22 protein-coding genes are annotated in these 22,928 nt (G+C 75.4%); 13 read left to right on the top strand and 9 right to left on the bottom strand.

What is annotated here, in order from left to right; all coding sequences use genetic code 11:
- Window positions 1-21: 21 nt before the first annotated feature.
- The 5 genes from SJY06_RS19470 to SJY06_RS19450 all read left to right on the top strand — a co-directional run bounded on the left by SJY06_RS19470 (window position 22) and on the right by SJY06_RS19450 (window position 4,746).
- Window positions 22-729: a YqaA family protein gene (locus SJY06_RS19470; RefSeq protein ID WP_380169192.1), complete on the top strand. Its 708-nt coding sequence runs from the start codon at window positions 22-24 to the stop codon at window positions 727-729.
- Window positions 730-836: 107 nt separating this feature from the next.
- A complete protein-coding gene (locus tag SJY06_RS19465; protein WP_380169191.1) occupies window positions 837-1,604 on the top strand; it encodes a phosphatase PAP2 family protein in 768 nt (255 codons plus the stop codon).
- Window positions 1,594-2,385: a phosphatase PAP2 family protein gene (locus SJY06_RS19460; protein ID WP_380169190.1), complete on the top strand. Its 792-nt coding sequence runs from the start codon at window positions 1,594-1,596 to the stop codon at window positions 2,383-2,385. The genes SJY06_RS19465 and SJY06_RS19460 overlap by 11 nt, the downstream gene beginning before the upstream one ends.
- Window positions 2,382-3,440 (top strand): prolipoprotein diacylglyceryl transferase, encoded by a 1,059-nt coding sequence (locus tag SJY06_RS19455; protein ID WP_380169189.1) that lies wholly within the window; start codon window positions 2,382-2,384, stop codon window positions 3,438-3,440. Before SJY06_RS19460 ends, SJY06_RS19455 begins: the two co-directional genes overlap by 4 nt.
- 19 nt (window positions 3,441-3,459) lie before the next feature.
- Window positions 3,460-4,746 (top strand): bifunctional alpha/beta hydrolase/OsmC family protein, encoded by a 1,287-nt coding sequence (locus SJY06_RS19450; protein ID WP_380169188.1) that lies wholly within the window; start codon window positions 3,460-3,462, stop codon window positions 4,744-4,746.
- Between the two features lie 43 nt (window positions 4,747-4,789).
- Here SJY06_RS19450 and SJY06_RS19445 read toward each other — a convergent pair whose 3' ends face one another.
- The 6 genes from SJY06_RS19445 to SJY06_RS19420 form a co-directional block, all read right to left on the bottom strand.
- A complete protein-coding gene (locus SJY06_RS19445) occupies window positions 4,790-5,698 on the bottom strand; it encodes a glycine betaine ABC transporter substrate-binding protein (RefSeq protein WP_380169187.1) in 909 nt (302 codons plus the stop codon).
- An 82-nt stretch (window positions 5,699-5,780) separates the two neighbouring features.
- Window positions 5,781-6,623 carry an ABC transporter permease gene (locus SJY06_RS19440; RefSeq protein ID WP_380169186.1) on the bottom strand — a complete coding sequence of 281 codons (843 nt, stop codon included), beginning with the start codon at window positions 6,621-6,623 and terminating at the stop codon, window positions 5,781-5,783.
- Entirely contained in the window at window positions 6,620-7,753 is a 1,134-nt protein-coding gene (locus SJY06_RS19435) for an ABC transporter ATP-binding protein (RefSeq protein WP_380169185.1), read from the bottom strand. Before SJY06_RS19435 ends, SJY06_RS19440 begins: the two co-directional genes overlap by 4 nt.
- On the bottom strand, window positions 7,746-8,396 hold the full coding sequence (locus SJY06_RS19430; RefSeq protein ID WP_380169184.1) for an ABC transporter permease: 651 nt from the start codon (window positions 8,394-8,396) through the stop codon (window positions 7,746-7,748). The genes SJY06_RS19435 and SJY06_RS19430 overlap by 8 nt, the downstream gene beginning before the upstream one ends.
- The gene (locus SJY06_RS19425) at window positions 8,393-9,274 is read right to left on the bottom strand and encodes an IclR family transcriptional regulator (protein ID WP_380169183.1); all 882 of its coding nucleotides are present in this window, start codon (window positions 9,272-9,274) and stop codon (window positions 8,393-8,395) included. The genes SJY06_RS19430 and SJY06_RS19425 overlap by 4 nt, the downstream gene beginning before the upstream one ends.
- A 389-nt stretch (window positions 9,275-9,663) precedes the next feature.
- Window positions 9,664-10,164, bottom strand: a complete 501-nt coding sequence (locus SJY06_RS19420; RefSeq protein WP_380169182.1) for an inorganic diphosphatase — start codon at window positions 10,162-10,164, stop codon at window positions 9,664-9,666.
- A gap of 145 nt (window positions 10,165-10,309) precedes the next feature.
- Between SJY06_RS19420 and SJY06_RS19415 the strand changes: the two genes are divergently transcribed.
- The 8 genes from SJY06_RS19415 (at window position 10,310) to SJY06_RS19380 (ending at window position 19,675) form a co-directional block, all read left to right on the top strand.
- Window positions 10,310-11,818 carry a D-alanyl-D-alanine carboxypeptidase gene (locus tag SJY06_RS19415; protein ID WP_380169181.1) on the top strand — a complete coding sequence of 503 codons (1,509 nt, stop codon included), beginning with the start codon at window positions 10,310-10,312 and terminating at the stop codon, window positions 11,816-11,818.
- Window positions 11,819-11,834: 16 nt separating this feature from the next.
- The gene (locus SJY06_RS19410; protein WP_380169180.1) at window positions 11,835-12,968 is read left to right on the top strand and encodes a zinc-dependent metalloprotease; all 1,134 of its coding nucleotides are present in this window, start codon (window positions 11,835-11,837) and stop codon (window positions 12,966-12,968) included.
- Between the two features lie 13 nt (window positions 12,969-12,981).
- Complete coding sequence (gene tilS, locus SJY06_RS19405; RefSeq protein ID WP_380169179.1) at window positions 12,982-14,259, top strand: tRNA lysidine(34) synthetase TilS; 1,278 nt, start codon at window positions 12,982-12,984, stop codon at window positions 14,257-14,259.
- On the top strand, window positions 14,246-14,797 hold the full coding sequence (hpt, locus tag SJY06_RS19400; protein ID WP_380169178.1) for a hypoxanthine phosphoribosyltransferase: 552 nt from the start codon (window positions 14,246-14,248) through the stop codon (window positions 14,795-14,797). Before tilS ends, hpt begins: the two co-directional genes overlap by 14 nt.
- A gap of 252 nt (window positions 14,798-15,049) precedes the next feature.
- On the top strand, window positions 15,050-17,260 hold the full coding sequence (gene ftsH / locus SJY06_RS19395) for an ATP-dependent zinc metalloprotease FtsH (protein WP_380169177.1): 2,211 nt from the start codon (window positions 15,050-15,052) through the stop codon (window positions 17,258-17,260).
- A 5-nt stretch (window positions 17,261-17,265) separates the two neighbouring features.
- Entirely contained in the window at window positions 17,266-18,177 is a 912-nt protein-coding gene (gene folP, locus SJY06_RS19390) for a dihydropteroate synthase (RefSeq protein ID WP_380169176.1), read from the top strand.
- On the top strand, window positions 18,174-19,139 hold the full coding sequence (gene folK / locus SJY06_RS19385) for a 2-amino-4-hydroxy-6-hydroxymethyldihydropteridine diphosphokinase (protein ID WP_380169175.1): 966 nt from the start codon (window positions 18,174-18,176) through the stop codon (window positions 19,137-19,139). The genes folP and folK overlap by 4 nt, the downstream gene beginning before the upstream one ends.
- 29 nt (window positions 19,140-19,168) lie before the next feature.
- On the top strand, window positions 19,169-19,675 hold the full coding sequence (locus SJY06_RS19380) for a DUF3180 domain-containing protein (protein ID WP_380169174.1): 507 nt from the start codon (window positions 19,169-19,171) through the stop codon (window positions 19,673-19,675).
- A 59-nt stretch (window positions 19,676-19,734) separates the two neighbouring features.
- Here the strand turns inward: SJY06_RS19380 and SJY06_RS19375 are convergent, their stop codons facing one another.
- From SJY06_RS19375 to SJY06_RS19365, 3 genes are all read right to left on the bottom strand, one after another.
- Window positions 19,735-20,679 carry a hydroxymethylglutaryl-CoA lyase gene (locus SJY06_RS19375; RefSeq protein WP_380169173.1) on the bottom strand — a complete coding sequence of 315 codons (945 nt, stop codon included), beginning with the start codon at window positions 20,677-20,679 and terminating at the stop codon, window positions 19,735-19,737.
- 72 nt (window positions 20,680-20,751) lie between these two features.
- Window positions 20,752-21,687 (bottom strand): sucrase ferredoxin, encoded by a 936-nt coding sequence (locus SJY06_RS19370; RefSeq protein WP_380169172.1) that lies wholly within the window; start codon window positions 21,685-21,687, stop codon window positions 20,752-20,754.
- Window positions 21,684-22,913, bottom strand: a complete 1,230-nt coding sequence (locus SJY06_RS19365; protein ID WP_380169171.1) for a cupin domain-containing protein — start codon at window positions 22,911-22,913, stop codon at window positions 21,684-21,686. Before SJY06_RS19365 ends, SJY06_RS19370 begins: the two co-directional genes overlap by 4 nt.
- Window positions 22,914-22,928: the final 15 nt, after the last annotated feature.

The raw sequence follows: 22,928 nt of genomic DNA, 5'->3' as shown, positions 1-22,928 counted from the left end.
CGGCGCACCTACCCTGACCGGATGAGCGACCCCGCGGACGCCCAGGCGACGCCCGCCTCGGCCGACGGCTCGACGTCGGCCGGGGTCGCCGGGGCGACGTCGCCCGGTGCGGACCGGTCGAGGTCGTCCGGGCCCGCCGCGGCGTCGTCCGCCGGGCCGCCTCGGCGAGCGCGTCGGCGCGCGGTCCTGGCCGTCGCCGCCGTCGTGGCGCTGAACGTGGCCACCTACGCGCTGCTGGCCACGGACACGGCCCAGCGCTGGATCGCGTCGGTGGAGCAGTGGGCCTACCCCGGTTCGTTCGTGCTCGCCCTGCTCACCAACGCCACGCTGGCCGTCCCGGTGCCCTACAACCCCGTCGTCATCCAGCTGATGGTCGCCGTCGACCACCCCATGCTCATCGCCGTCCTGGCCGCGGCCGGCGCGTCGCTCGGCGAGTCGACCGGCTGGTGGGTCGGCAACCAGGGCCGCGGGGTGCTGCCCAGCGAGGGCCGCGCCGGGGCGTTCGTGGCCTGGCTGCAGCGGCTGAGCGCGCACCGCTGGCCGGCGTTCTGGGGGCTGGTCCTGTTCAGCGCCGTCCCCAACCCGGCCTTCGACGTCGCCGGTCTCGTCGCCGGTGCGGCCAAGGTCCCCTACCTCGTGTTCCTGGGGGCGGCGTTCCTGGGCCGGCTGGCCCGCTTCAGCCTGTTCGCGCTGTTCGGGGCCGCCCTGCTCGACCTCTGGCCCTTCTGACGGCCCCGCCGTCCCACCGCCCCCCGTCCCGCCCCGGGCCGCCCCGTCCGACCCCGTCCCGCCCCGGACGACCTGCCGTCGCCCGCCCCGTGCGCAACGATGAGCCGATGCCCCCCGACATCCGCCTGCCCACCCGGCACGAGACGGTCACCGGGGCCGAACGCGTCCTGGCCGTCGTGCGCCAGCAGTGGACGCTCCTGCTGCTGCTCGTCGTGGGCGGTGGCGTGTTCGCCGCCGCGGTCGCGGCCAGCGCCGAGGTCTACGAGAACGTGCAGGAGTCCGACGACCTGGCCGGGCTCGACCAGCCCGTGCTGGACGCCATGGTGCAGGCGCGCTCGCCGGGGCTCGACCAGCTGGTCACGGCCTACACCGACCTGGGCGGCGTGGTCTGGGCCCCGGTCGCCACCGCGCTGCTGGTCGCCGGCCTCGCGCTGCTGTGGCGGTCCTGGACCCCCGTCGTCCTCATGGTCGTGGCGACGGCGGGGTCGCTGGCGATGACGTCGGTCGGCAAGGTCGTCATCGGTCGCGAGCGGCCACCGACCGAGCTCGCCGTGCCCCCGTACGAGACGTCCGCCGCGTTCCCAAGCGGGCACGCGCTGAACGCCGTCGTCATCGCCGGGGTCGTGGCCTACCTGCTCGTCCTGCGGACCAGCTCGGTCGGCCTGGGGCTGCTGGCCGTGACCGCAGCCGTCGCCCACGCCGTCCTGATGGGCCTGTCCCGGGTGTACCTGGGCCACCACTGGCTCACCGACGTCGTCGTGGCGTGGTTCCTCGGCGCCGCGTGGCTCGCCCTGGTGATCGTGGTCCACCAGCTCGTGCTCCGAAGGCTCGCGCACCGGTCCCGGCGAAGGGAGGCGGTCCTCGATGGCGGCTGAGCCGACGACCGCCTCGACCCGGGACGGCGCCGTCCCGGGTCCCTACGGGCGGCTGCGTGGCCGCCGGGCCCGGTGGACCGGGGTGGTGGTCCTGGGGCTGGTGTTCCTGCCCAGCCTGGTCGCCAGCCTCGTCCTGTTCTGGATGGAGTCGACCAACAGCGGTCTGATCGCCTACGACCAGGGTCTGCTGGACCGTGTCGCCGCCACCCGCACCCCGCTGGCCGACGACGTGATCACCGTCTACAGCGACCTGGGCGACCCGGCCCCCGCCATCGTGGCGACCGGCTTGGCCGTGGCCGGCCTGGGCCTGCTCTGGCGCTCCTGGACCCCCGTCGTCCTCATGCTGCTGGGCGGGGCGGGCTCCCTGGCCATGTCCATGTCCACCAAGGCCTACGCGGACCGGGTGCGCCCGCCGGTCGACCTGGCCGTCACGCCCATGGAGCCGTCCTGGTCGTTCCCGAGCGGCCACGCGCTCAACGCCACGATCATCGCGGGCGTGCTGGCCTACCTGGTCATCAGCCGGAGCCGGTCCTGGCGCGTGGCCGCCGTCGCGGTGCCACTGGCGGTGCTGCACCTCGTGCTGATGGGGGCGTCCCGGGTCTACCTCGGGGCGCACTGGCCGACCGACGTCGTGGTGGGCTGGACCATGGCCCTGGCCTGGCTCAGCCTGGTCCTGGCCGTGCACCAGCTGCTGCTGCGACGGTTCGAGCGTCGTGCCGCCACCGACCTGACCGGTGACGGCGACGACCCCTCAGCCACGGCGGCTACCGTGGCGCCGTGATCCCCCTGGTCTCCGGCGTCCCGGCCGGCATCCCCTACGTCCCCTTCCCGACCATCGAGATCGGGCCCCTGACGATCCAGGTGTTCGGCCTGTGCGTGGCCGCCGGGGTGCTGCTGGGCGGCTGGGTCACGGCGCGGCGCAACGCCCGGCTCGGCATCTCGACCGACGACACCGAGAAGATCGTCATCGCGCTCGTGCTGGCCGGCGTGGTGGGCGCCCGGCTGCTGTGGGTGCTGACCAACCTCGACCAGATCGAGGGCCCGATCGACGTGGTCGCCGTGTGGGACGGCGGCCTGCAGTTCTCCGGCGGGTTCGTCCTGGCGCTGCTGATCGCGCCGTACCTGGTGCGCAACCTGTCCCGCGAGCAGCGCTGGCACATGATCGACGGCGCCGCGATCGGCCTCGCCATCGGCCTGATGTTCGGGCGGATCGGCTGCTACGCCGTCGGTGAGCACCTGGGCGGCACGACGACGTTCCCGCTGGGCATCACCTACCGGGGCACGCCGGGGGACACCGTCGAGGGCCCGCTGGTGGTGGGCGAGACCTACTGGGCGCTGCCGGTCATCGAGTTCCTCTACGTCGGGGTGATCCTCGCCGTGCTGCTGCTCGCGGACCGCAAGGGTCGCTACGGCGCCGGCACCCTGGCCGGCATCTTCTGCGTCGGCTACGCCGTCAGCCGGTTCGCCTCGGACTTCCTGCGGACCTACGACGACACCGTCTACGGCTTCACCGGCGCCCAGTACATGTGCATCGTGCTGCTGCCGGTCGGGCTGTGGTTCCTGCTGTCCGCCCGCCGGCGGGAGAGCCCGTCGGTCTACCAGGACCGGCTCGCGGCCCAGCGTGCGGTCGAGTCGGCCTCGGACGAGGACGCCGACCCCGCGCGCCCCGGCGACAAGGCCACGACTGCCACCGACGCCACGACCGCCACCGACGCCACGGACGTGACGGCGACGACCGGCGCGACCGAGGACCGCACGTCCGGCGAGGACGCCCCGGCCGGGGTCGAGGGCGCGAGCACCCCCACCGACGCCCCCCGTACGGCGCGCGACGACTGACGGCGCGGGGACCGGGAGCGTGGCGCAGCAGGACATCACCTTCACCGGCGTCCACGGCGGGCGCCTGGTCGGGGTGCTCGACGTGCCCGACGGCCCGGTGCGGGCGTGGGCGGTGTTCGCGCACTGCTTCACCTGCAGCAAGGACTCCCACGCGGCGTCCCGGATCTCCAAGGCCCTCGCCGCGCGTGGCGTCGGCGTCCTGCGCTACGACTTCACGGGCCTCGGCGAGTCCGGTGGCGACTTCGCCGACGCGACGTTCACCTCCGACGTGGCCAACCTGGTCGCGGCCGCAGACCACCTGCGCGGGCAGGGTCGGGCCCCGACGCTGCTGCTCGGTCACTCCCTGGGCGGGGCCGCCGTCGTGGCCGCGGCCGGGAGCATCCCCGAGGTGGCTGCCGTGGTCACGGTCAACGCGCCCGCCCACCCGTCCCACGCCGCGCACCTGCTGGCCGAGGTCACCGACGAGCTGGCCGCCGCCGGCCAGGCCTGCGTCCGGATCGGCGGCCGGTCGTTCACGGTGCGTCAGGCCCTGCTCGACGACCTCGACTCCCAGGACCACCGGGACCGGCTCGCCACGCTGGACGCGGCGCTGCTGGTGATGCACGCGCCGGGCGACGAGGTGGTCGGGGTCGACAACGCCCGCGAGATGTTCGACCAGGCCCGCCACCCCAAGTCCTTCGTCACCCTCGACGGCGCCGACCACCTGCTGAGCCGACGCGAGGACTCCACCTACGTGGCCGAGGTCGTCCTGGCCTGGGTGTCCCGCTACCTGCCGCCGGCGGACGAGGCCGCGGCGGACGGGCAGGCGGCGGACGAGGCCGCGGCGGACGGGCAGGCGGCGGGCGAGGCCGCGGCGGAGGACGCCGGCGTCGTCGTGGTCACGGAGACCGGCCAGGGCCCCTTCACCCAGCAGGTCACCGCCGGTCGGCACCGCTGGGTCGCCGACGAGCCGCCGGACGTCGAGGGCGGCCTGGACACCGGCCCGACGCCGTACGACCACCTGCTGGCCGGGTTGGGCGCCTGCACGGCCATGACGCTGCGGATGTACGCCCGCCGCAAGGACATCCCGCTGGAGCGGGTCAGCGTGCGGCTGCACCAGGAGCAGGTCCACGCCGTCGACCTGAGCGCCGTCGTCGACGGCGGCGAGGACTGCATGCGCCGGTTCACCCGCGAGATCACCCTCGTCGGCGACCTGAGCGAGGCCCAGCGCAAGGCGCTGCTGCGCATCGCGGACCGCTGCCCGGTGCACCGCACGCTCGAGGGCGGCGTCCGGGTCGTCACCACCCTGGCGGGTGCGACGACCTGACCACCGCCCTCGGGCGTCGTGCTGGTCGTGCCGGTCGGCTGGGTCAGCCGATCAGGCCCTCGGACTCCAGCCAGTCACGGGCCACGGAGTCCGGCGTCTCGCCGCCGTCGTCGACCCGGCCGTTGAGCTCGGTGATGGCGTCGTTGGTCAGCGCCTCGGAGATCGGGGCGAGCACGTCGGCGATCTCCGGGTTGGCCTCGAGGGCGTCGACCCGCACGTTCGGGGCGGGGTTGTAGTTCGGGAAGAACGCGAGGTCGTCCTCGAGCGTCACCAGGTCGAGCGTCGCGATGCGGCCGTCGGTGGTGAACACCTCGCCGAACTGGCACTCCTGCCCGGCGGTCGCCTCGTAGATGGCGCCGGTGGCGAGCTCGCTGACCTGCTCGGACGCGAAGCTGGTGCCGTAGGTCTCGGCCAGGCCGGGCAGGCCGTCGTTGCGGACCGCGAACTCCGACTCCACGCAGATGCCGATGTCCTCGCCGGCCTCGTTGGCCTCGGCCAGCTGGCTGATCGTCGTGATGCCGGTCTCGTCGATGGTCGCCTGGTTGGCGGCGAGGGCGTAGGTGTTGTTGAACGGCGCGTACGGCTCGAGCCACCGGATGTCGTTCTCGGCGAGGTCCGCCTCGGCGACGACGTCGAACTGCTCCTGGGGGTCCTGCACCGGGTCGGCGTTGCCGAGGTGGGTGATCCAGCCGGTGCCGGTGTACTCCCAGTACAGGTCGATCTCGCCGGCCAGGAGCGCCTCGCGGGCGGCCACCGTGCCCTGCAGGTTGCAGCTGTTGTCGGCCGGGATGTCGGCCTCCTCCAGGGCGATGACCGTCATCTCGCACAGCACCAGCTGCTCGGTGAAGTCCTTGCCGCCCACCACGACGGCGTCGGAACCACCGCAGCCGCTGAGGCCGAGGGCGGCAGCGGTGGCGACCGCTGCTCCGGTGGTGATGGTTGTCCTGTTCACGTCGAGCTCACTTCCGTCTCGGGTTCGGTGCAGGGCAGTGCAGGGGTGGTGCACGTGTGGTGCAGGGGTGGTGCGGCCGGGGTCAGACGCCCCGGGGGCGGAGGACGCGCTGCGCGACGGCGGACAGCCAGTCGACGGTGAGCGCGAGGGAGGCGACCAGCAGGGCGCCGACGAGGGTGACGTCCCCGCGGGCCAGCTTCTGGCCGGTGTCGATGAGGTAGCCGAGGCCGCCGGCGTTGATGAACGCGCCGAACACGGCCGCCCCGACGGCGAGCACGAGCGACACCCGGATTCCGGTGAGGATCACGGGCACCGCCAGCGGCAGCTCGACCTTGAGCAAGGTCTGCAGGTTCGACATGCCCATGCCCCGGCTGGCCTCGACGAGGCTGCGGTCGACCTGCTCGAGGCCCACCAGCACGTTGCGCAGCACGGGCAGGACGGCGGCGATCACGATCGCCGTCACCGCGGTCCGCACCCCGAAGCCCATGAACGTGGGCAGCAGGAACATCACGCCGAGCGGGGGCAGGGCCTGCGCGAAGGTGAGGAACGAGACGAGGCCGCCGCGGACCCGCCCGAAGGCCGGACGCGAGAACAGGACCCCGAGCGGGACGGCGATGAGGATGATGAGCGCCACGGCCCGTACCGACATGTCCAGGTGCTGCGTGACCCGGCGCAGCACCTCGTCGGTGGCCAGCGCCCGGGCCTCGATCTCGTCCAGGTCGCCGTTCATGACCAGGACCGCGACCACGGCCGCCGTGACGGCGACGACGGGGGAGATGACGAGCTCCAGCGCGGACCGGATGCCGGTCCGGCGGGCGGCCCGCGCGTCCTCGGCCGCGGCGGCGTCGTGGCGCTCGGCCGTCGCGGCCTCGCTCTCGGCCCCCTTGGCGGTGGGACCGGCGGGGGGCGGGGTGTCCAGGCTCATGCGCCCGCCGCGGCGTCGGCCGCCGCCGTGCCCGCGGACCCGGTCGGGACGACCTCGTCGCGCTCGTTGACCAGGTCCTCCCAGCGCAGCGCCCCGACCAGGCGTCGGGCGCCGTCCACCACGGCCACGACGGGGACGTGGTGGGTGAGCATCTCGTCGACCGCGGTGTGCAGGCTGGCGTCCTTGTCGACGTAGATCAGGGGGATGTCGCGGCCCTCGTGGCCCGGCACCGACGCCCAGCGCCGGGGCTTGCCGCCGCCGTCTACCTCGGCGACCAGGTCGCCGCGCGAGACGCGCCCCGCCCCGGCCTTGAGCACGTCGCGCAGCGGCATGTCGTCCAGGGTCACCAGGGCCAGCCGGCGAACCGCGGCACCGCCGCCGACGAACTCGGCGACGAAGTCGTCGGCGGGCTCGCTGAGGACCTTCGACGGCACGTCCAGCTGGTGCAGCCGGCCGCCCTGGCCGAACACGGCGATCCGGTCGCCCAGCTTGACCGCCTCGGTCAGGTCGTGGGTGACGAAGCAGATGGTCTTCTTGACCTGCTCCTGCAGGGCGAGGAACTCGTCCTGCAACCGGTCCCGCGTGACGGGGTCGATGGCGCCGAACGGCTCGTCCATGAGCATGACGGCAGGGTCGGCGGCCAGGCCGCGGGCGACCCCGATGCGCTGCTGCTGCCCGCCGGACAGCTCCTTGGGGTAGCGGTCGCGGTAGTCCTTGGGCTCCAGGCCGACCAGGGCCAGCAGCTCGTCGACGCGGGCCGCGGTGCGCTTCTTGTCCCAGCCGAGCATCTTGGGCACCGTCGCGATGTTGGCGCCGATGGTCCAGTGCGGGAACAGCCCGACCTGCTGGATGACGTAGCCGATGGTCCGGCGCAGCTTGTCGACGTCGACGTCGGTGACGTCCTCGCCGTTGATGACGATGCGGCCGCTGGACGGCTCGATCAGGCGGTTCATCATCTTCAGCGACGTCGTCTTGCCGCAGCCGGACGGGCCGATGAGCATGACGATCTCGCCCTCGGGCACCTGCAGGTCCAGCGCATTGACGGCGGGCTCGGCCTGGCCGGCGAAGCGCTTGGTGACCTGCTGCAGCTCGATCATCGGGCGGGCGGTGGTGGTGAGGCTCTCAGGCACGGATCCCCCTCGGGACGGTCAGGCGTTGGACGACGGAGAAGGCGGCCTCGAGGACCAGGGCGACCACGACCGTGCCGGCGATGCCGACGATGACGCTGGCCAGCGCGTTGGTGCCGCCGAAGCGGCTGATGCCGGAGAACAGCAGCTCGCCGAACCCGCCGGCCTGGACGTAGGCCGCGGCGACCGCGATCGAGGTCAGCACCGTGGTGGTGGTCCGGATGCCGCCGAGGATGACCGGCCAGGCCAGCGGCAGCTTGGTCCGCAGCACCCGTTGCGGGGCGCTCAAGCCCATGCCGCGGGCCGACTCCAGGACGTTGCGGTCGACCTGACCGAGGCCGGTCACCGCGTTGACGAAGATCGGGTACACGGCGTAGACGGTCAGGCCGATGTAGGCGGCGGTCGCCCCCAGCCCCACGAGCGGGATCAGCAGGACGAACAGCGCCAGCGACGGGATCGTGAGGCTGGTGGCGGACACCGTCGTCACCACCTCCCGGGCGATGGGGTTGCTCTCGACGAGCAGAGCCAGGCCGACCGCGATGACCGTGGCGATGACGATCGGCACCATGACGAGCTGCACGTGCTGGAGGAACAGCTCGAACAGGTCCTCGTAGCGGGAGGAGAGGAAGCCGGGCAGGTCGCTCACGACGCCACCTCCTGGCGCCCGGAGGCGTCCGCCGGGACCCCGGCCGCGGCCGGCCGGTCGCGACCGCGCGTGCGCTCGCTCCACGAGGTCCGCGGCCCGCCGAGCCGTTCGGCGAACGTGGTCGCGGCGGCCTGCAGGGCGCGGGTGAGCACGTCGGCGTTGTCGGCCAGGCGCTCGGTGGGACCCGCGCATGAGACCGCGGCGATCACGGAGCCGTCGGCGCCCCGGACGGGCACGGCGTAGGCGGACAGGCTGCGGTCGATCTCCTCGTCGGCGCGGGCGTAGCCGAGGGTGTCGATCTCGCGGACCCGGCGCAGCACCTCGGCGGCGTCGTCGGGGGCCGCCGGACCACCGCCGGCCGAGCCGTAGCGGCCGTGCAGGGCCAGCACGTCGGCGTCGGAGGAGTCCACCAGGAAGCACCGGCCCGCCGCGGTGGCCAGCAGCGGGTAGCTGAAGCCGACCCGCCCGATCGCCTGCAGCGGGGTCGCCGGGGCGGCGGTGGCGATGGTCACCACGGTGCCGCCGTCGCGGACCAGCACGTCGATGCGCTCGCGCAGGCCGGCGCTCAGCTCGTCGACGACCGAGCGGGCGTGCTCGGTGAGGACGCCGTCGTGGGCGCGTGCGGCGATGGTGAACAGCCGCGGCCCGACCCGGTAGCCCAGCCCGACTGGGTCCCGGCGGAGCAGCCCGGCCTCGGCCAGCACCCGCAGCTGGCGGGAGACCACCGACTTCTCGCGGCCCAGGGCGCGGGCGACCTCGACCACCCCGGGGGCGGTGCGCTCGGCGCAGCCGGCCACGAAGGTCAGCACGTCGACCGCGCGGGCGATCGTGTGCCCCGGGTCGCGGCCGGCGGCCGGCTCGGTGTCCTCGGGCGTCATCGGTCTCCTGGTGGTCTCGGGGGCTCCCGGCGGACGACGCCGGGCAGGGCAGGTCCGGGTGGACGGCAGGCCCAGCGGTGGCCACGGCCGGGCCCCAGGGCTGCCCAGGCAGCACGGACCTGCCGGGTGCGATGCGTTCTGCGCAACCGTGGTTGGCGGGATTGCATCGAGAGTAAGCCGGGCTGCGGGGTCGGCGTCCAGTCAGACCCTGCTGGACCGGTGATCGTGACCTGATCGTGGCCTTGATCGTCCGATCTGCTACGCAGCGCGACCTGATGTCACTCCGGGTACACCAAAGGGCGGGGTCGCGGTCCCGCGCTCGGTGCGCGGCGGACGGCGGACCCCGCCCTTCGGGGACGGTCGAGCCGGGGTGGGATCCCGGCGGCGGGTCAGTGGGTGGTCGAGTACCCGGCCTCGCGGGCCCGGACCACCGAGCGGTTGATCTCGCGCTCGGCCTGCTCCCGGCCGGCCCAGTGGGCGCCCTCGACGCTCTTGCCGGGCTCGAGGTCCTTGTAGGTCTCGAAGAAGTGCTGGATCTCCAGGCGGTGGAAGTCCGCGACGTCGGTCAGCTCGCGGATGTGGGCCATTCGGACGTCGTTGGCGGACACGCAGAGCACCTTGTCGTCGCCGCCGGCCTCGTCGCGCATCCGGAACATGCCGATGGCGCGGCAGGCGATCAGGCAGCCGGGGAAGGTCGGCTCGTCCAGCAGGACCAGCGCGTCCAGCGGGTCGCCGTCCTCACCCAGGGTGCCCTCGATGTAGCCGTAGTCGGCCGGGTAGCGCGTGGCGGTGAACAGCATGCGGTCCAACCGGATCCGGCCCGTCGCGTGGTCCACCTCGTACTTGTTGCGCTGCCCCTTGGGCACCTCGACGGTGACGTCGAACTCCATGTGCGCACTGACCCTCTCTGTTCGCCTCACGTACCGGTGCCTGACGTGGTCGTATCGTCGACCTGCGGGCCGCCGGGACGGACCCTGACCCCGGACGACGGGGACGGGCCCGCCCATCATGGCGCAGCCGGGGGGAGGACGGAGCATGGCCGGCAGGCTCGGGCGGGCAGGTGTGTCCATCGTCACGGCCGGGGCGGTCCTGCTGACCGGGGTCACGGGATACGTCTGGGCCGACGCCGCCGACCTGGTCCCGGGGCCGCTCACGGCCGAGCCCCCGCCGCCGCCACCGGCCCCGCCGGAGCCGGAGCCGGTCGTCGCGGCTCCGCCGGTCTCGGCCGTCGGGCCCGCCGGCGACGTCCTCGACGTGGCGACCGACGCCGCCGCCCTGCCCCCGCCGGACGTGGACGCCCTGGTGGCGGTGCTCGCCCCGCTGCTCGGCGACGAGGCACTGGGGGCCGCGCCCACGCTGAGCGTGCGCGACCTGGCCACCGGCCAGGAGGTCCTGACCCGCGACTCCGGGGTGGCCGTGGAGCCCGCCTCCACCGCCAAGCTCGTGACGGCCGCGGCGGCGCTGCACGTGCTGGGGGCCGGGCACCGGGCGACGACGGCCGTGGGCTGGGTCCCCGCGGACGCCTCGCCGGACGGGGTCCCCGACCTGGTGCTGGTCGGTGGCGGGGACCTGCTGCTGGCGGCGGGCGAGGGGGACCCGGACGCCACGGTCGGACGGGTCGGGCTGCTCGACCTGGCCCGGTCCGCGGTGCTGGCCGCCACCGAGGGGACCGAGCCGCTGCTGCCGCCCGGCGCGGCCCGCATCGACGTCGTGGTCGACGACTCCCTGCTCGGCGGGGCCCAGCAGCTGCCCCGGGGTGAGGTCGACGCCCTGTTCGCGGCCGCCCCCGCCTCGTTGGCCCTGGACGCCGGTGACCTGGGGCAGGGGCGCGCCCGGGACGCGGCCCCCGCCGCCACGGCCGGGTCGGCGTTCGCGACCGCGACCCGCACCGCGCTGGCCGAGGTGCTGGGGGCGGCGGCCCCCGACCTCGGCGCGGTCCGGGTGAGCGCGGCGCCCGTGCCCGTGCCGACCGTCCTGGCCCAGGAGCGGGCCGCGCCGACGGCGGACGTCGTGGCCCACCTGCTGGCCAGCAGCGACAACACGGTGGCCGACGGCGTGGCCGGCCTGGTCGCGGCGGCGCGCGACCGCCCCACCGGCCTGGCCTCGGCGGCGCAGGTCGTCGCCGAGGTCGTCGAGCAGGACCTCGGGGTCGACCTGGGGCCGACGGCGCTGGTGGACGGCAGCGGCCTGGGGGAGGGCAGCGTGGCCACGGCCGCCGGGCTCACCGACCTGCTGGCCGCGGCCGCGGCCCGCCCCGCCGGGGACGACGTGTCGCTGCTGCCGGGCCTGCTGCCCGTGGCCGGGCTGGACGGGACCCTGTCCCGACGGTTCACCGGCGCCGAGGGCAGCGCCCCGGGGCGCGGCGTGGTGCGGGCCAAGACCGGCACGCTGACCGGGACGACGGCCCTGGCGGGGGTGACGACGACGGCGTCCGGACGGGGGGTCGCCTTCGCCCTGCTGTCGGACCAGGTGCCGCCCGACGGCACACCGGCGGGGCGGGTCGCGGCCGACCGGGTGGCCGCCGCGATCGCCGCCTGCTGCTGAGGCTTAGGCTCGTCCCATGCCCGCCGCCACCGCCACCGTCGTCGACTGGGCCGCGGCCGGCGCCGCCGCGGGCGCCCTGGCGCCTCCCGGCCCGCCGATGACCAGGGTCGAGATCGACGAGCTGGTGGCCGAGCTGCGTGAGTGCGCCGCGCTCGCGGTCGACCCGGTCGCCGAGACCGCCGAGCTCGAGGCCGGTGACGACGCCGGTGAGGTGCTCGTGGTGGACCGCGCCGGCTGGGCCCGGGCCAACGCGGCCTCGTTCGGCCACCTGATGGACCCGGTCATCGCCTCGGCGCTGGCCACCCAGCGCGAGCGGCGCGGGCAGACCCGGGCGGGCCGGATCGGCTCGCGGCTGGGGGCGGGGCCGACGCCGGCCACCGCAGTGGCGCGGGCGGTCAACGCGGCCGAGACCGGCGGCCTCCTTGCGTTCATGGCCACCAAGGTGCTCGGCCAGTACGACGTGCTCGCGCCCGAGGGCGGCCGGCTGCTGCTGGTCGCCCCCAACGTGGCCCAGGTGGAGTCCGAGATCGGGGCCGTCCCCTCGGACTTCCGGCTGTGGGTCTGCCTGCACGAGGAGACCCACCGGGCCCAGTTCGGGGCCAACCCGTGGCTGGGGGCCTGGTTCCGGGCCCAGGTCGTCGAGCTGCTCGAGGACATGCTGGCCGACCCGGGCTCGTCGCTGGAGCGGCTGCTGGAGGGGCTGGGGCGGCTGCCGGAGATCCTGCGCGCGCCCGCCCCGACCGACGACTCCCCGCCCGGCACGGCCAGCACCGGGCTCATCGACCTCGTCCAGTCGCCGGAGCAGAAGGAGCGCCTCGACGCCCTGACCGCCGTGATGTCGCTGCTGGAGGGCCACGCGGACGTGGTGATGGACGCCGTCGGGCCGTCGGTGGTGCCGAGCGTCGCCCAGATCCGGTCGCGGTTCCAGGCCCGTCGGGGCGGCACGGGTCCGCTGGACCGCGTGGTGCGGCGTCTGCTCGGTCTGGAGGCCAAGGCCGCGCAGTACCGCGACGGGGCCCGCTTCGTCCGCGAGGTGTCGGACCGGGTGGGCACCAGCGGGTTCAACGCGGTGTGGGACGGTCCGGACACGCTGCCCGCCGCCGCCGAGCTGCGCGACCCCGCGGCCTGGGTGGCGCGGGTCCACGGCTGACCCGGCGCGCACCGTGACCGGGGCGGACGCAGGGGCGGACGCCGGGGCCGGCGCAGGGGCGGACTCCGGGACCGGGGACTCCGGGACCGGGGACTCCGGGACCGAGGCCGCAGGGACCTCGGCTGCGGTGCGCGAGGTCCAGCTCGCCGTCCGTGCCGCCCTGCTCGACCTGGGCCTGCTGCGGGCCCCGGGGCTGATCGGTGGGGTGGGCGAGGTCGGCCGGGTCGGTGGGCCCGGCACGGTCGGTGGCGACGCCCAGGTCGGTCGGGCCGGTGGCCCGGGGTGCGTGGTCGTCGGCCTCAGCGGCGGCTCCGACTCGCTGGCCCTGCTGGCGGCCACCGTGCACGTCGCCGTGCCGACCCGGCTGCGGGTGCACGCCGTGGTCGTCGACCACGGCTGGCGCGCGGGCAGCGCCGCGGTGGCGGCCCGGGTCGCCCGGGGGGCCCGTGAGCTGGGCGCCGACCACGTGCGGGTGGTGCGGGTGCAGGCGGCCCGCGCCCCCGGCGGTGGTTGGGTCGGCGGGCCGGAGGACGCCGCGCGCACCGCCCGGCACGCCGCCCTGGTCGGGGCGGCCGAGCGCGACGGCGCCCGGGCCGTGCTGCTGGGTCACACCCTGGACGACCAGGCCGAGCAGGTGCTGCTGGGCCTGGCCCGGGGCTCCGGGGCGCGGGCCCTGGCCGGCATGCCGGCGGTGCGCCCGCCGTTCGTCCGGCCGTTGCTGCGGCTGCGCCGCGACCTGGTCGCCCGTGCCTGCCCGGTGCTGCCCGGAGCGGGCCTGCCGTGGCACGACCCCGCCAACGACGACCCGGCCTACCTGCGTTCGCGGGTGCGCCACGAGCTGCTCCCGGTGCTGACCGGCGTCCTGGGCGAGGCCGCCGCGACCTCGCTGGCCCGCAGCGCCGACCTGCTGCGCGACGACGACGAGGCCCTGGCCGGCTGGGCCGCCCGCGAGGCCCACGACCTGCTGCGGGGTGGCCCCGCGGGGGTAGGGGATGCGGCGGACGGCGCCGGGCCGCGGGCGGTGGAGGTGCCGCTCGGCCCGCTCGCGGCTCTGCCCGCGGCGGTGCGCACGCGTGTGCTGCGCCGGCTGGCCGGCGCCGCCGGCGCCGGGCCGCTCACCCGGCGGCACACCGTGGCCCTCGACGACCTCGTGGTGGCCTGGCGGGGGCAGGGCGAGGTGTCGCTGCCCGGGGGCGTGCGGGCCGGTCGGGTCGCGGGGGCCGACGGCTGTGGCAGGCTTCGGATCGCTGCGGACCGCACCCCTCGAGAGGACCTCCATGGACGCCCGTGACGCCGGGACAGACCTCGCCAGCGTGCTGCTCACCGAGGAGCAGGTTCACACCCGCCTCGTCGAGCTCGCGGCGGAGATCGACGAGTTCTACGCCGGCTCCGAGGTGCTCCTGGTCGGGGTGCTCAAGGGGGCGGTGATGGTGATGGCCGACCTGGCGCGGGCCCTGACCGTGCCGGTGACCATGGACTGGATGGCCGTGTCGAGCTACGGCTCCGGCACTCAGTCCTCCGGGGTGGTGCGGATCCTCAAGGACCTGGACACCGACCTGACGGGCAAGCACGTGCTCATCGTCGAGGACATCATCGACTCGGGCCTGACCCTGTCGTGGTTGAGCGCCAACCTCGGCTCGCGCGGGCCGGCCTCGGTCCGGATCGCCACGCTGCTGCGCAAGCCGACGGCGGCCAAGGTCCAGGTCGAGGTGCAGTGGGTGGGCTTTGACATCGGCGAGGAGTTCGTCGTGGGCTACGGGCTGGACTACGCCGAGCGGTACCGCAACCTGCGCGACATCGGGATCCTCGCGCCCCACATGTACCGCTGAGGGGGACGCACGTACCGCTGCGGCTGACGGCGCTCGCCGACCTGGCCGCCCGGTCGGACCGGGCGGTGCGCTTCGCCCGCGGCGAACAGCGCACCCGCGTGGAACGCCGGGGTCGCGCCCCCCGTTGACTCCCCAGACCATCCGTCGTGGGCCCGCTGTACCCTCGGGACCTGGGTTGCCACGACCGGATCCACTGAACCACCGACGCTGTCAGCAGGGAGGACGGGGCTCGCGCCCCGTTTGGTGAACCGGATGAAGATGCGCACGTTCCTGCGAAGCGGAGCGATCTGGATCGTCCTCGCGATCGTGATCGTCCTGGTCGGGGCGCGACTCATCAGCACCGACCGGTTCGCCCAGGTCGACACCAGCCAGGCGCTGGAGCTGATCGAGGAGGGCCAGGTCGCCTCCGCCCTCGTGGTCGACCAGGAGCAGCGCCTCGACCTGACGCTCGTCGACGGCGAGGAGGTCGACGGCTCGACGCAGGTCCGCGCCTACTACGTCGAGCAGCGGGGCGACGAGATCCTCCGCCTGCTCGACGCCAACCCGCCGGCCGAGGGCGTCAACGAGGAGAACCCCCAGGGGTCGCTGCTCACCACGCTGCTGATCAGCATCCTGCCCCTGATCATCATCCTCGGTCTGTTCTGGTTCGTCCTGGCCCGGATGAGCGGCGGCGGCAACCGCGTCATGCAGTTCGGCAAGTCCAAGGCCAAGCTCATCACCAAGGACATGCCCAAGGTCACCTTCGCCGACGTGGCCGGCGCCGAGGAGGCCGTCGAGGAGCTCACGGAGATCAAGGAGTTCCTCTCCGAGCCGCAGAAGTTCCTGGCCGTCGGGGCCAAGATCCCCAAGGGCGTCCTGCTGTACGGCCCGCCCGGCACCGGCAAGACCCTGCTGGCGCGGGCCACGGCCGGCGAGGCCGGCGTGCCGTTCTACTCGATCTCGGGCTCGGACTTCGTCGAGATGTTCGTCGGCGTCGGCGCCAGCCGCGTCCGCGACCTGTTCGAGCAGGCCAAGCAGAACGCCCCCGCGATCATCTTCGTCGACGAGATCGACGCCGTCGGTCGTCACCGCGGCGCCGGCATGGGCGGTGGGCACGACGAGCGCGAGCAGACCCTCAACCAGCTCCTGGTCGAGATGGACGGCTTCGACGTCAAGACCAACGTCATCCTCATCGCCGCCACCAACCGCCCGGACATCCTCGACCCGGCCCTGCTGCGCCCGGGCCGCTTCGACCGGCAGATCACGGTCGAGGCCCCCGACATGCAGGGCCGGCTCAAGATCTTGACCGTGCACGGCAAGGGCAAGCCCCTGGCCGACGTCGACCTGGAGTCGATCGCCCGCCGCACCCCCGGGTTCACGGGCGCCGACCTGGCCAACGTGCTCAACGAGGCCGCCCTGCTGACCGCCCGCGGCGACAAGCAGCTGATCGACGACGCCACCCTGGACGAGGCGATCGACCGCGTCATGGCCGGCCCGCAGAAGCGGACCCGGCTGATGAACGACAAGGAGCGGCTGATCACGGCCTACCACGAGGGCGGGCACGCCCTGGTGGCCGCGTCGCTGCCCAACACCGACCCCGTCGCCAAGATCACGATCCTGCCGCGTGGTCGCGCCCTCGGCTACACGATGGTGCTGCCGACGGAGGACAAGTACTCGACCTCGCGCAACGAGATGCTCGACCAGCTCGCCTACGCCCTGGGCGGGCGCGTCGCGGAGGAGCTCGTCTTCCACGACCCGACCTCCGGTGCGGCCAACGACATCGAGAAGGCCACCGGCCTGGCCCGCAAGATGGTCACCCAGTTCGGGATGAGCGAGGAGATCGGCGCGATCAAGCTCGGCAGCGCGTCGGGCGAGATGTTCCTCGGCCGCGACATGGGCCACGAGCGCGACTACTCCGAGTCCGTGGCCGCCACGGTGGACCGCGAGGTGCGCCGGCTGATCGAGGCCGCGCACGACGAGGCCTGGGAGATCCTGGTCGAGCACCGGCCGATCCTCGACCGCCTGGTCAAGGAGCTGCTGGAGAAGGAGACCCTGAACGCCGAGCAGATCCGCGAGGTGTTCTCCGACGTCGTCAAGCGGCCCTCGCGGGCGGTCTGGCTGTCCAGCGAGCGTCGGGCCGTGTCCGACCTGCCGCCTGTGCCCGTGCCGCCGCGGCCGGTGGTGAACACCAACGGGTTCGCCGTGGCCAACGGCGCCCCCGGGCACGGTGGGTCGAACGGCTCGCACCCCGGTCCGGACGGCGCCACGGACTCCGGGTCCAACGGTGCCGGGTCCAACGGCGCCGGGCCCGGCTCCAACGGCGTCGGGCACGGGTCCGGCAACGGCGGCTCGGCCACCGACGGCGACGGTCCCGGGCAGGGACCCGGACCGGGCGCCACCGGTGGTGCCGGGCCGTGGGCGCCCACCCCCGGCTCCCCCTCCGCCGGCGGCTCCGGCCGGCCGGGCCCGACCGGTCCGTCCTGAGCCCCGTGGAGCAGGTCGTCCGGGGCGGTCCGGCGGGCCTGTGCGGCACCGCCGCGGCCCGGCTCGTCGACCTCGACCGGCCCGTGGTCCTGGCCGTGCTCAACGTGACGCCGGACTCGTTCAGCGACGGCGGGCTCTGGGCGCGTGAGGACGACGCGGTCCTGCACGGCCTGGCCCTGGTGGCGGCCGGGGCGGACGCCGTGGACGTCGGGGGGGAGTCGACCCGCCCGGGCGCGGCCCGGGTCCCGGAGCACGAGGAGCTGCGCCGCGTGGTCCCGGTGGTGCGCCGCCTGGCCGCCGACGGGGTCCCGGTCAGCATCGACACCACGAGGGCCGCGGTCGCCGCGGCCGCGCTGGCCGCCGGGGCCGTGGTGGTCAACGACGTGAGCGGTGGCACCGCGGACCCCGGCATGGCCCGGGTGGTGGCCGAGGCCGGCTGCCCGTTCGTGGTCATGCACTCCCGCGGCGAGTCGGCGGACATGGACCGCCACGCCGGGTACGGCGACGTCGTGACCGACGTGGTCGACGAGCTGCGCCGCCGGGTCGACGTGCTGGTCGGGGGCGGGGTCCGGCCCGACCGGCTCGTGCTGGACCCGGGCATCGGCTTCGCCAAGACCGCGTCCGATAACTGGTCGCTGCTGGGCGGGCTCGAGCGGCTGGACGCCCTGGGGCTGCCGCTGCTGGTGGGGGTCAGCCGCAAGCGCTTCCTCGGGGCCCTGCTGGCCGCGCCCGACGGCACCCCCCGCGACGTCGAGCACCGCGAGGACGCCTCGCACGCGGTGGCCGCGCTGCTCGCCGCCCACGGGGTGTGGGGGGTCCGCGCCCACACCGCCCGGCCCACGGCCGACGCGGTCCGGGTGGGCGCGGCCTGGCGTCGTGCGCGCGGGGCCGTCACGGAGCAGGATCGGTCCTCGTGACCGACCACTTCGACGGAGCGGGCGGCCCGCTGGACCGGGTGTCCGTGACCGGCATCCGGGCCCGCGGGTTCCACGGCGTCCTCGAGCACGAGAAGCGCGACGGGCAGGAGTTCAGCTGCGACGTGGCGATGCACCTGTCCGTGGTGCGGGCCGGGCGAAGCGACGACCTGGCCGACGCGGTCGACTACTCCGTGGTGGCCCGCCAGGCCCACGACGTGCTGGCCGGTGAGCCCTTCGACCTGGTCGAGACCGTGGCCGAGCGGATCGCGGCGGCCGTGCTCACCGACGAGCGGGTCCACGCCGTCGAGGTCGTCGTGCACAAGCCGCAGGCCCCGGTGGGCGTGCCCTTCGACGACGTCGCGGTGCGGGTGGTGCGCACCCGCGACGACGCGGTCGCCGACGCCGCGCCCTCCCGCCCGGTCCGGGCCGTGCTCGCCCTGGGGGCCAACCTCGGTGACGCGCACGCCACCCTGCACCAGGCCGTCCTCGACCTCGCCGCCGTCGACGGGGTGACGGTGCTCGAGGCGTCGCCCGTCGTGGACAGCGCCCCGGTGGGCGGTCCCAGCCAGGGCCGCTACCTCAACGCGGTCCTGCTGGTCGAGACCGCGCTGTCGCCCCGCGGCCTGCTGCACGCCTGCCAGGACGTCGAGTCGGCGCACGGGCGCACCCGCGAGGTCCGCTGGGGTCCGCGCACCCTGGACGTCGACGTCGTCACGGTCAGCCGCACCGACGGCCGTCCGCTGTCGCTCAGCACGCTCGACCTGGACCTGCCGCACCCGCGCGCGGCGGGACGCCGGTTCGTGCTGCAGCCCTGGGCCCTGGTCGACCCGCAGGCCCGGCTGCTCGACTTCGACGAGGAGCGCCTCGTGGTCGACCTGGTCGAGGAGGCCCTCGACGACGAGGCCGACGTGGTGCTGCGGCCCGACCTGGCCCTGCCGTTCGGCCTGCCGGCGACGGGCTGAGGGCTGCCGGTGCCGGCGACGGGCGCACGATGAGGCTGGCCCCCACCCGGGTCGGCCCGCTCCTGCTGCTCGCCGGCTCCGCCTTCGCGGTGAGCACCGCCGCGCTGCAGCTGCGCCAGGCGGGTGGGGCGGCGACGCCCACGCCGCCATTGGCCGCGGCGCTGGTCGTCGCCGCCCTCGCCTTCGCCCTGCTGGTCGTCGCGTGGCCCATCCGCCGCTGGAACGCGGGGGAGCGGGACCGGGCGGTCGACCCGCTCCGGGCGGCGCGCACGGTCGCGCTGGCCAAGGCCTCGGCGCTGGCCGGCGCCCTGCTGACCGGGGGCTGGGTCGGGTTCGTCGGGGTGGCCCTGCCGGCCGTCACGCTGACCTCCCAGCCGGGCCGCGTGGTCGCCTCGGCCGCCGTCGTGCTGGCCTCCGTCGGGCTGACGGTGGCCGGCCTGGTCGCCGAGCGCTGGTGCATGATCCCGCCCGAGGACGACGACGAGCACGGCGGCGGGTCCCGCGGCGGGGGCGGGCGGCAGCCCAGCCCGGCGTAGTCCGGGGCTCGGCCGAGGTCGTCGGTCGCCGTGCCTGCCCCGGGTCGGCGCGCTCAGCCTCAGCCGGGCCAGTCGCCGGCGCGGCCCAGCTGGGCCGTGGCCTGCTCGGCGCCGAGCGCCGCCGTCACGAAGTCGCACGGGTCGGCCAGGTCGGCCACCCGCAGCCCGACGTCGACCCCCGAGCGGCCCAGGGCGTAGACCAGGTCCTCGGTGCCGATGTTGCCGGTGGCGTCCGGCGCGAACGGGCAGCCGCCGTACCCGCCGATCGACGCGTCCAGGGCCAGCACGCCCTCCTCGACGGCGGTCAGGGCGTTTGCGTACCCGGTGTTGCGGGTGTTGTGGAAGTGGGCCCGCAGCGGCACGTCGGACTCGGCCCGGACCGCCCGCACCAGCCGGCGGACGTCGGCGGGGACCCCCACCCCGATGGTGTCGGCGATCGCCATCTCGACCGGCTCGCCCGGCAGCACGGCCCGGACCACCCGCATCACCTGCTCCGTGCTGACCTCGCCCTCGAACGGGCAGCCGAACGCCGCCGACACGGTCACCGACGCGGGCACCCCGGCCGCGCGGGACCGCTGCAGCATGCGGACGGTCGCGCCCAGGACGTCCTCGACGCCCGCGCCCTGGTTGCGGTGCGAGAACGTCTCGGTGGTGATGGCCACCAGGTTGACCTCGTCGACCCCGGCGGTCAGGGCCCGGTCCAGGCCCCGCTCGTTGAGGACCAGGCCGATGTGGTCGACGTGGCTGCCGTCCGGGGCGGTGCGGGGCACCGCGGCCATGACCTCCTCGGCGCCGGCCATCTGGGGCACCCGCGCCGGGTTGACGAAGCTCACCGTCTCCAGCCGGCGGACGCCGGCCTCGACCAGGCGCCGGACCAGCTCCACGCGGGTGTCGACGTCCAGGACCAGCCGCTCGTTCTGCAGCCCGTCGCGGGGGCCGACCTCCACGACGTGGACCCCGCGCGCGGGACGGGTGGGCTCGGGCACGACAGCGGCGTCGGACATGGGTACAGCCTGCACCCCGCGCCGCGCGCGGACGAAACCTCGACCCGGTGCGCGGCGGGCTGTGCGGTCGACCTACCGGGGCGAGCCGTGCTCCAACGAGACCAGGGACCAGGCGGTCGGGGCGGCCTCACGCGTGGCAGCGCAGGTCAGCCTGGTGGGGGCGGCGGTGGCGTGGCGGGCCACCGTGACGCGGACGACCTCCTCGCCGTGGGGCGGCGCGAGCTCCACGGCGACCGAGCCGTCGTCCAGCGTCCGGCTGCCCAGCGGGCGCAGCGCGTCCACGCCGGTCGCCCCGCCCAGCACCTGCCGGGCGTGGTGCTGGGCGGCCTGCACCGCGACGGGCAGCGACGAGCGCCCCCGCAGCAGGGCCGGCACGACCTGGCCGCGGTCCGTGGCCTCGACCAGGTCGGCCGCCGACTCCGGCGTGACCCCGCCGTAGTAGAGCCCGTGCGGGAGCACGACGACGTTGGCCGCGAACCGGCAGCCACCGACGTGGGAGCACTCCCACACCCGGCCGGGGGCCAGCTCGTCCAGGGCCGCGGCGACCTCCCGCCCGCGCACGGCGCAGCAGGTGTCGTGACGCGCGTGGGCGCAGGCCAGGTACACCGGTCGCGAGGGGTCGGCGGGGCCGTGGTGGGGGGCGGGGGAGACGGGTCCGTCCAACGGCACGGCGAGCAGCTCGTCGTCGCGGTCGAACCGGCCCCAGCGGACCGCCTCGTGGCCCGGGCGGGAGTCGACCAGCGCCCAGTGGCGCCGGCCCTGCGGGGCGTGACCGGCCCGGCCGTGCCGCCGGACCAGCAGCACGCGCGCCCCGGCCGCGGCCGCCCGCCGCGACAGCGCACCGGCGACCTGGGTGTCCAGGCGGGAGGAGGTGAGGGCGTCGCGGCCCCACGGCCCGGGCTGCTCCAGCAGCAGCCAGCGCGACACCGGGGAGGCCGAGCCGGCGCGGGGGTCACCCCGCTCCTCGGCGGCGTCGGCGCACCGGGGCGCCCGGTGCGCGGTGCTCACCGCGGCCCGGCGGGCGGGACCGGAACGACGACGCCCTCGCGCAGCAGCCGACGCACCAGCTGGACGGCGTCGTCACCGGCCAGGTCGGGCAGCTCGCCGACGACCACGTCGTCCCCGCCCAGCAGCACCTGCAGCGACGCCCGGACCCGGTCGGGCCAGTCGATCGAGCGGTCGGGGAGCACCAGCCGCAGCCCCTCGCCGGCGTCACGGAGCACCGTGCGCAGGCCGACGCGGGCCCGGACCACCGTCCCGGCCCCCACCGACGCCACGGCGGCCGCCTGGGCCAGCGGGGCCAGCGGGGCCGGGCGGTTGCCGGTCAGCACGGCCCCGGTGAGCCGTCGCGCCACGTCGTCGGCGCGGACCACGGGCAGCCGCTCGGTCAGGGCCGCCACGGTGGCCGCCAGGTGCGGGGCCAGGTCGTCGGCGGCGGTGACGTCCACGCCCAGGGGCAGCGTCTGCCGCAGCCGGGGGTCGTCGAGCACCAGCGCGGTCAGGGCCTCGACGAGCCAGGCCCGGGTGCGGACGTGCACCCCGACCGTCAGGTGGGCCGACACCTCGCCCAGCGCGGTGGCCGCGTGCAGCCAGCCCCGCGGCACGTACAGCGCGTCCCCGGGCCGCAGCACCGTCTCCAGGTAGGGCTCGGCCGCGGCGGCGCGCTCGACCGCGTCCCGGTGGTCGGTCCACGGGTCGTCGCGCAGCGGGTCGGTGACCACCGGGGGGTGCAGCCGCCAGCGCTTCTCGCCCGCGACCTGCAGCACGAACACGTCGTGGAGGTCGTAGTGGGAGCTGAAGCCCTGGTTCTGGGCGGGCGTGACGTACGCGTTGACCTGCACGGGGTGCCCGAGGTCGCCCGACAGGGCCGCCGCGAACCGGGCCAGCGGCGCGTGGGTGCGGTGCAGCGCCTGCAGCACCACCGTGGCGCCGTCGGCGAACAGCTCGGCGACGCGCTCGTCGCGGACCTGGTCGCCGACCGTGGCACCCACGCCGCCGCCGGAGGTCCACCGGCGCTCGGGGACGACCTGGCCGTCCTTGGCCAGCCGTAGGAACGGGGTCCGCAACCCCTGCTCGGACAGCAGCGCGTCGACGTCGGCCAGGCTCAGCAGGTCGCTGAAGTCACGGGGCAGCTCGACCGCCGGGCTCAGCGACGGCTCGCGGGACCACACCCGTTCGGCGAACTCCTCCGGCGGCAGCGACGTGCAGCGGGCGAGAGCCGGGCGGTCGCTCACGGCCGCCCGGCTCCG

Origin of the sequence: Jannaschia sp. R86511 (assembly GCF_042466345.1) — a bacterium.
Classification (GTDB): domain Bacteria; phylum Actinomycetota; class Actinomycetes; order Actinomycetales; family JBBAYJ01; genus Aquipuribacter.
This window is presented reverse-complemented; position numbering and strand designations above follow the sequence as displayed.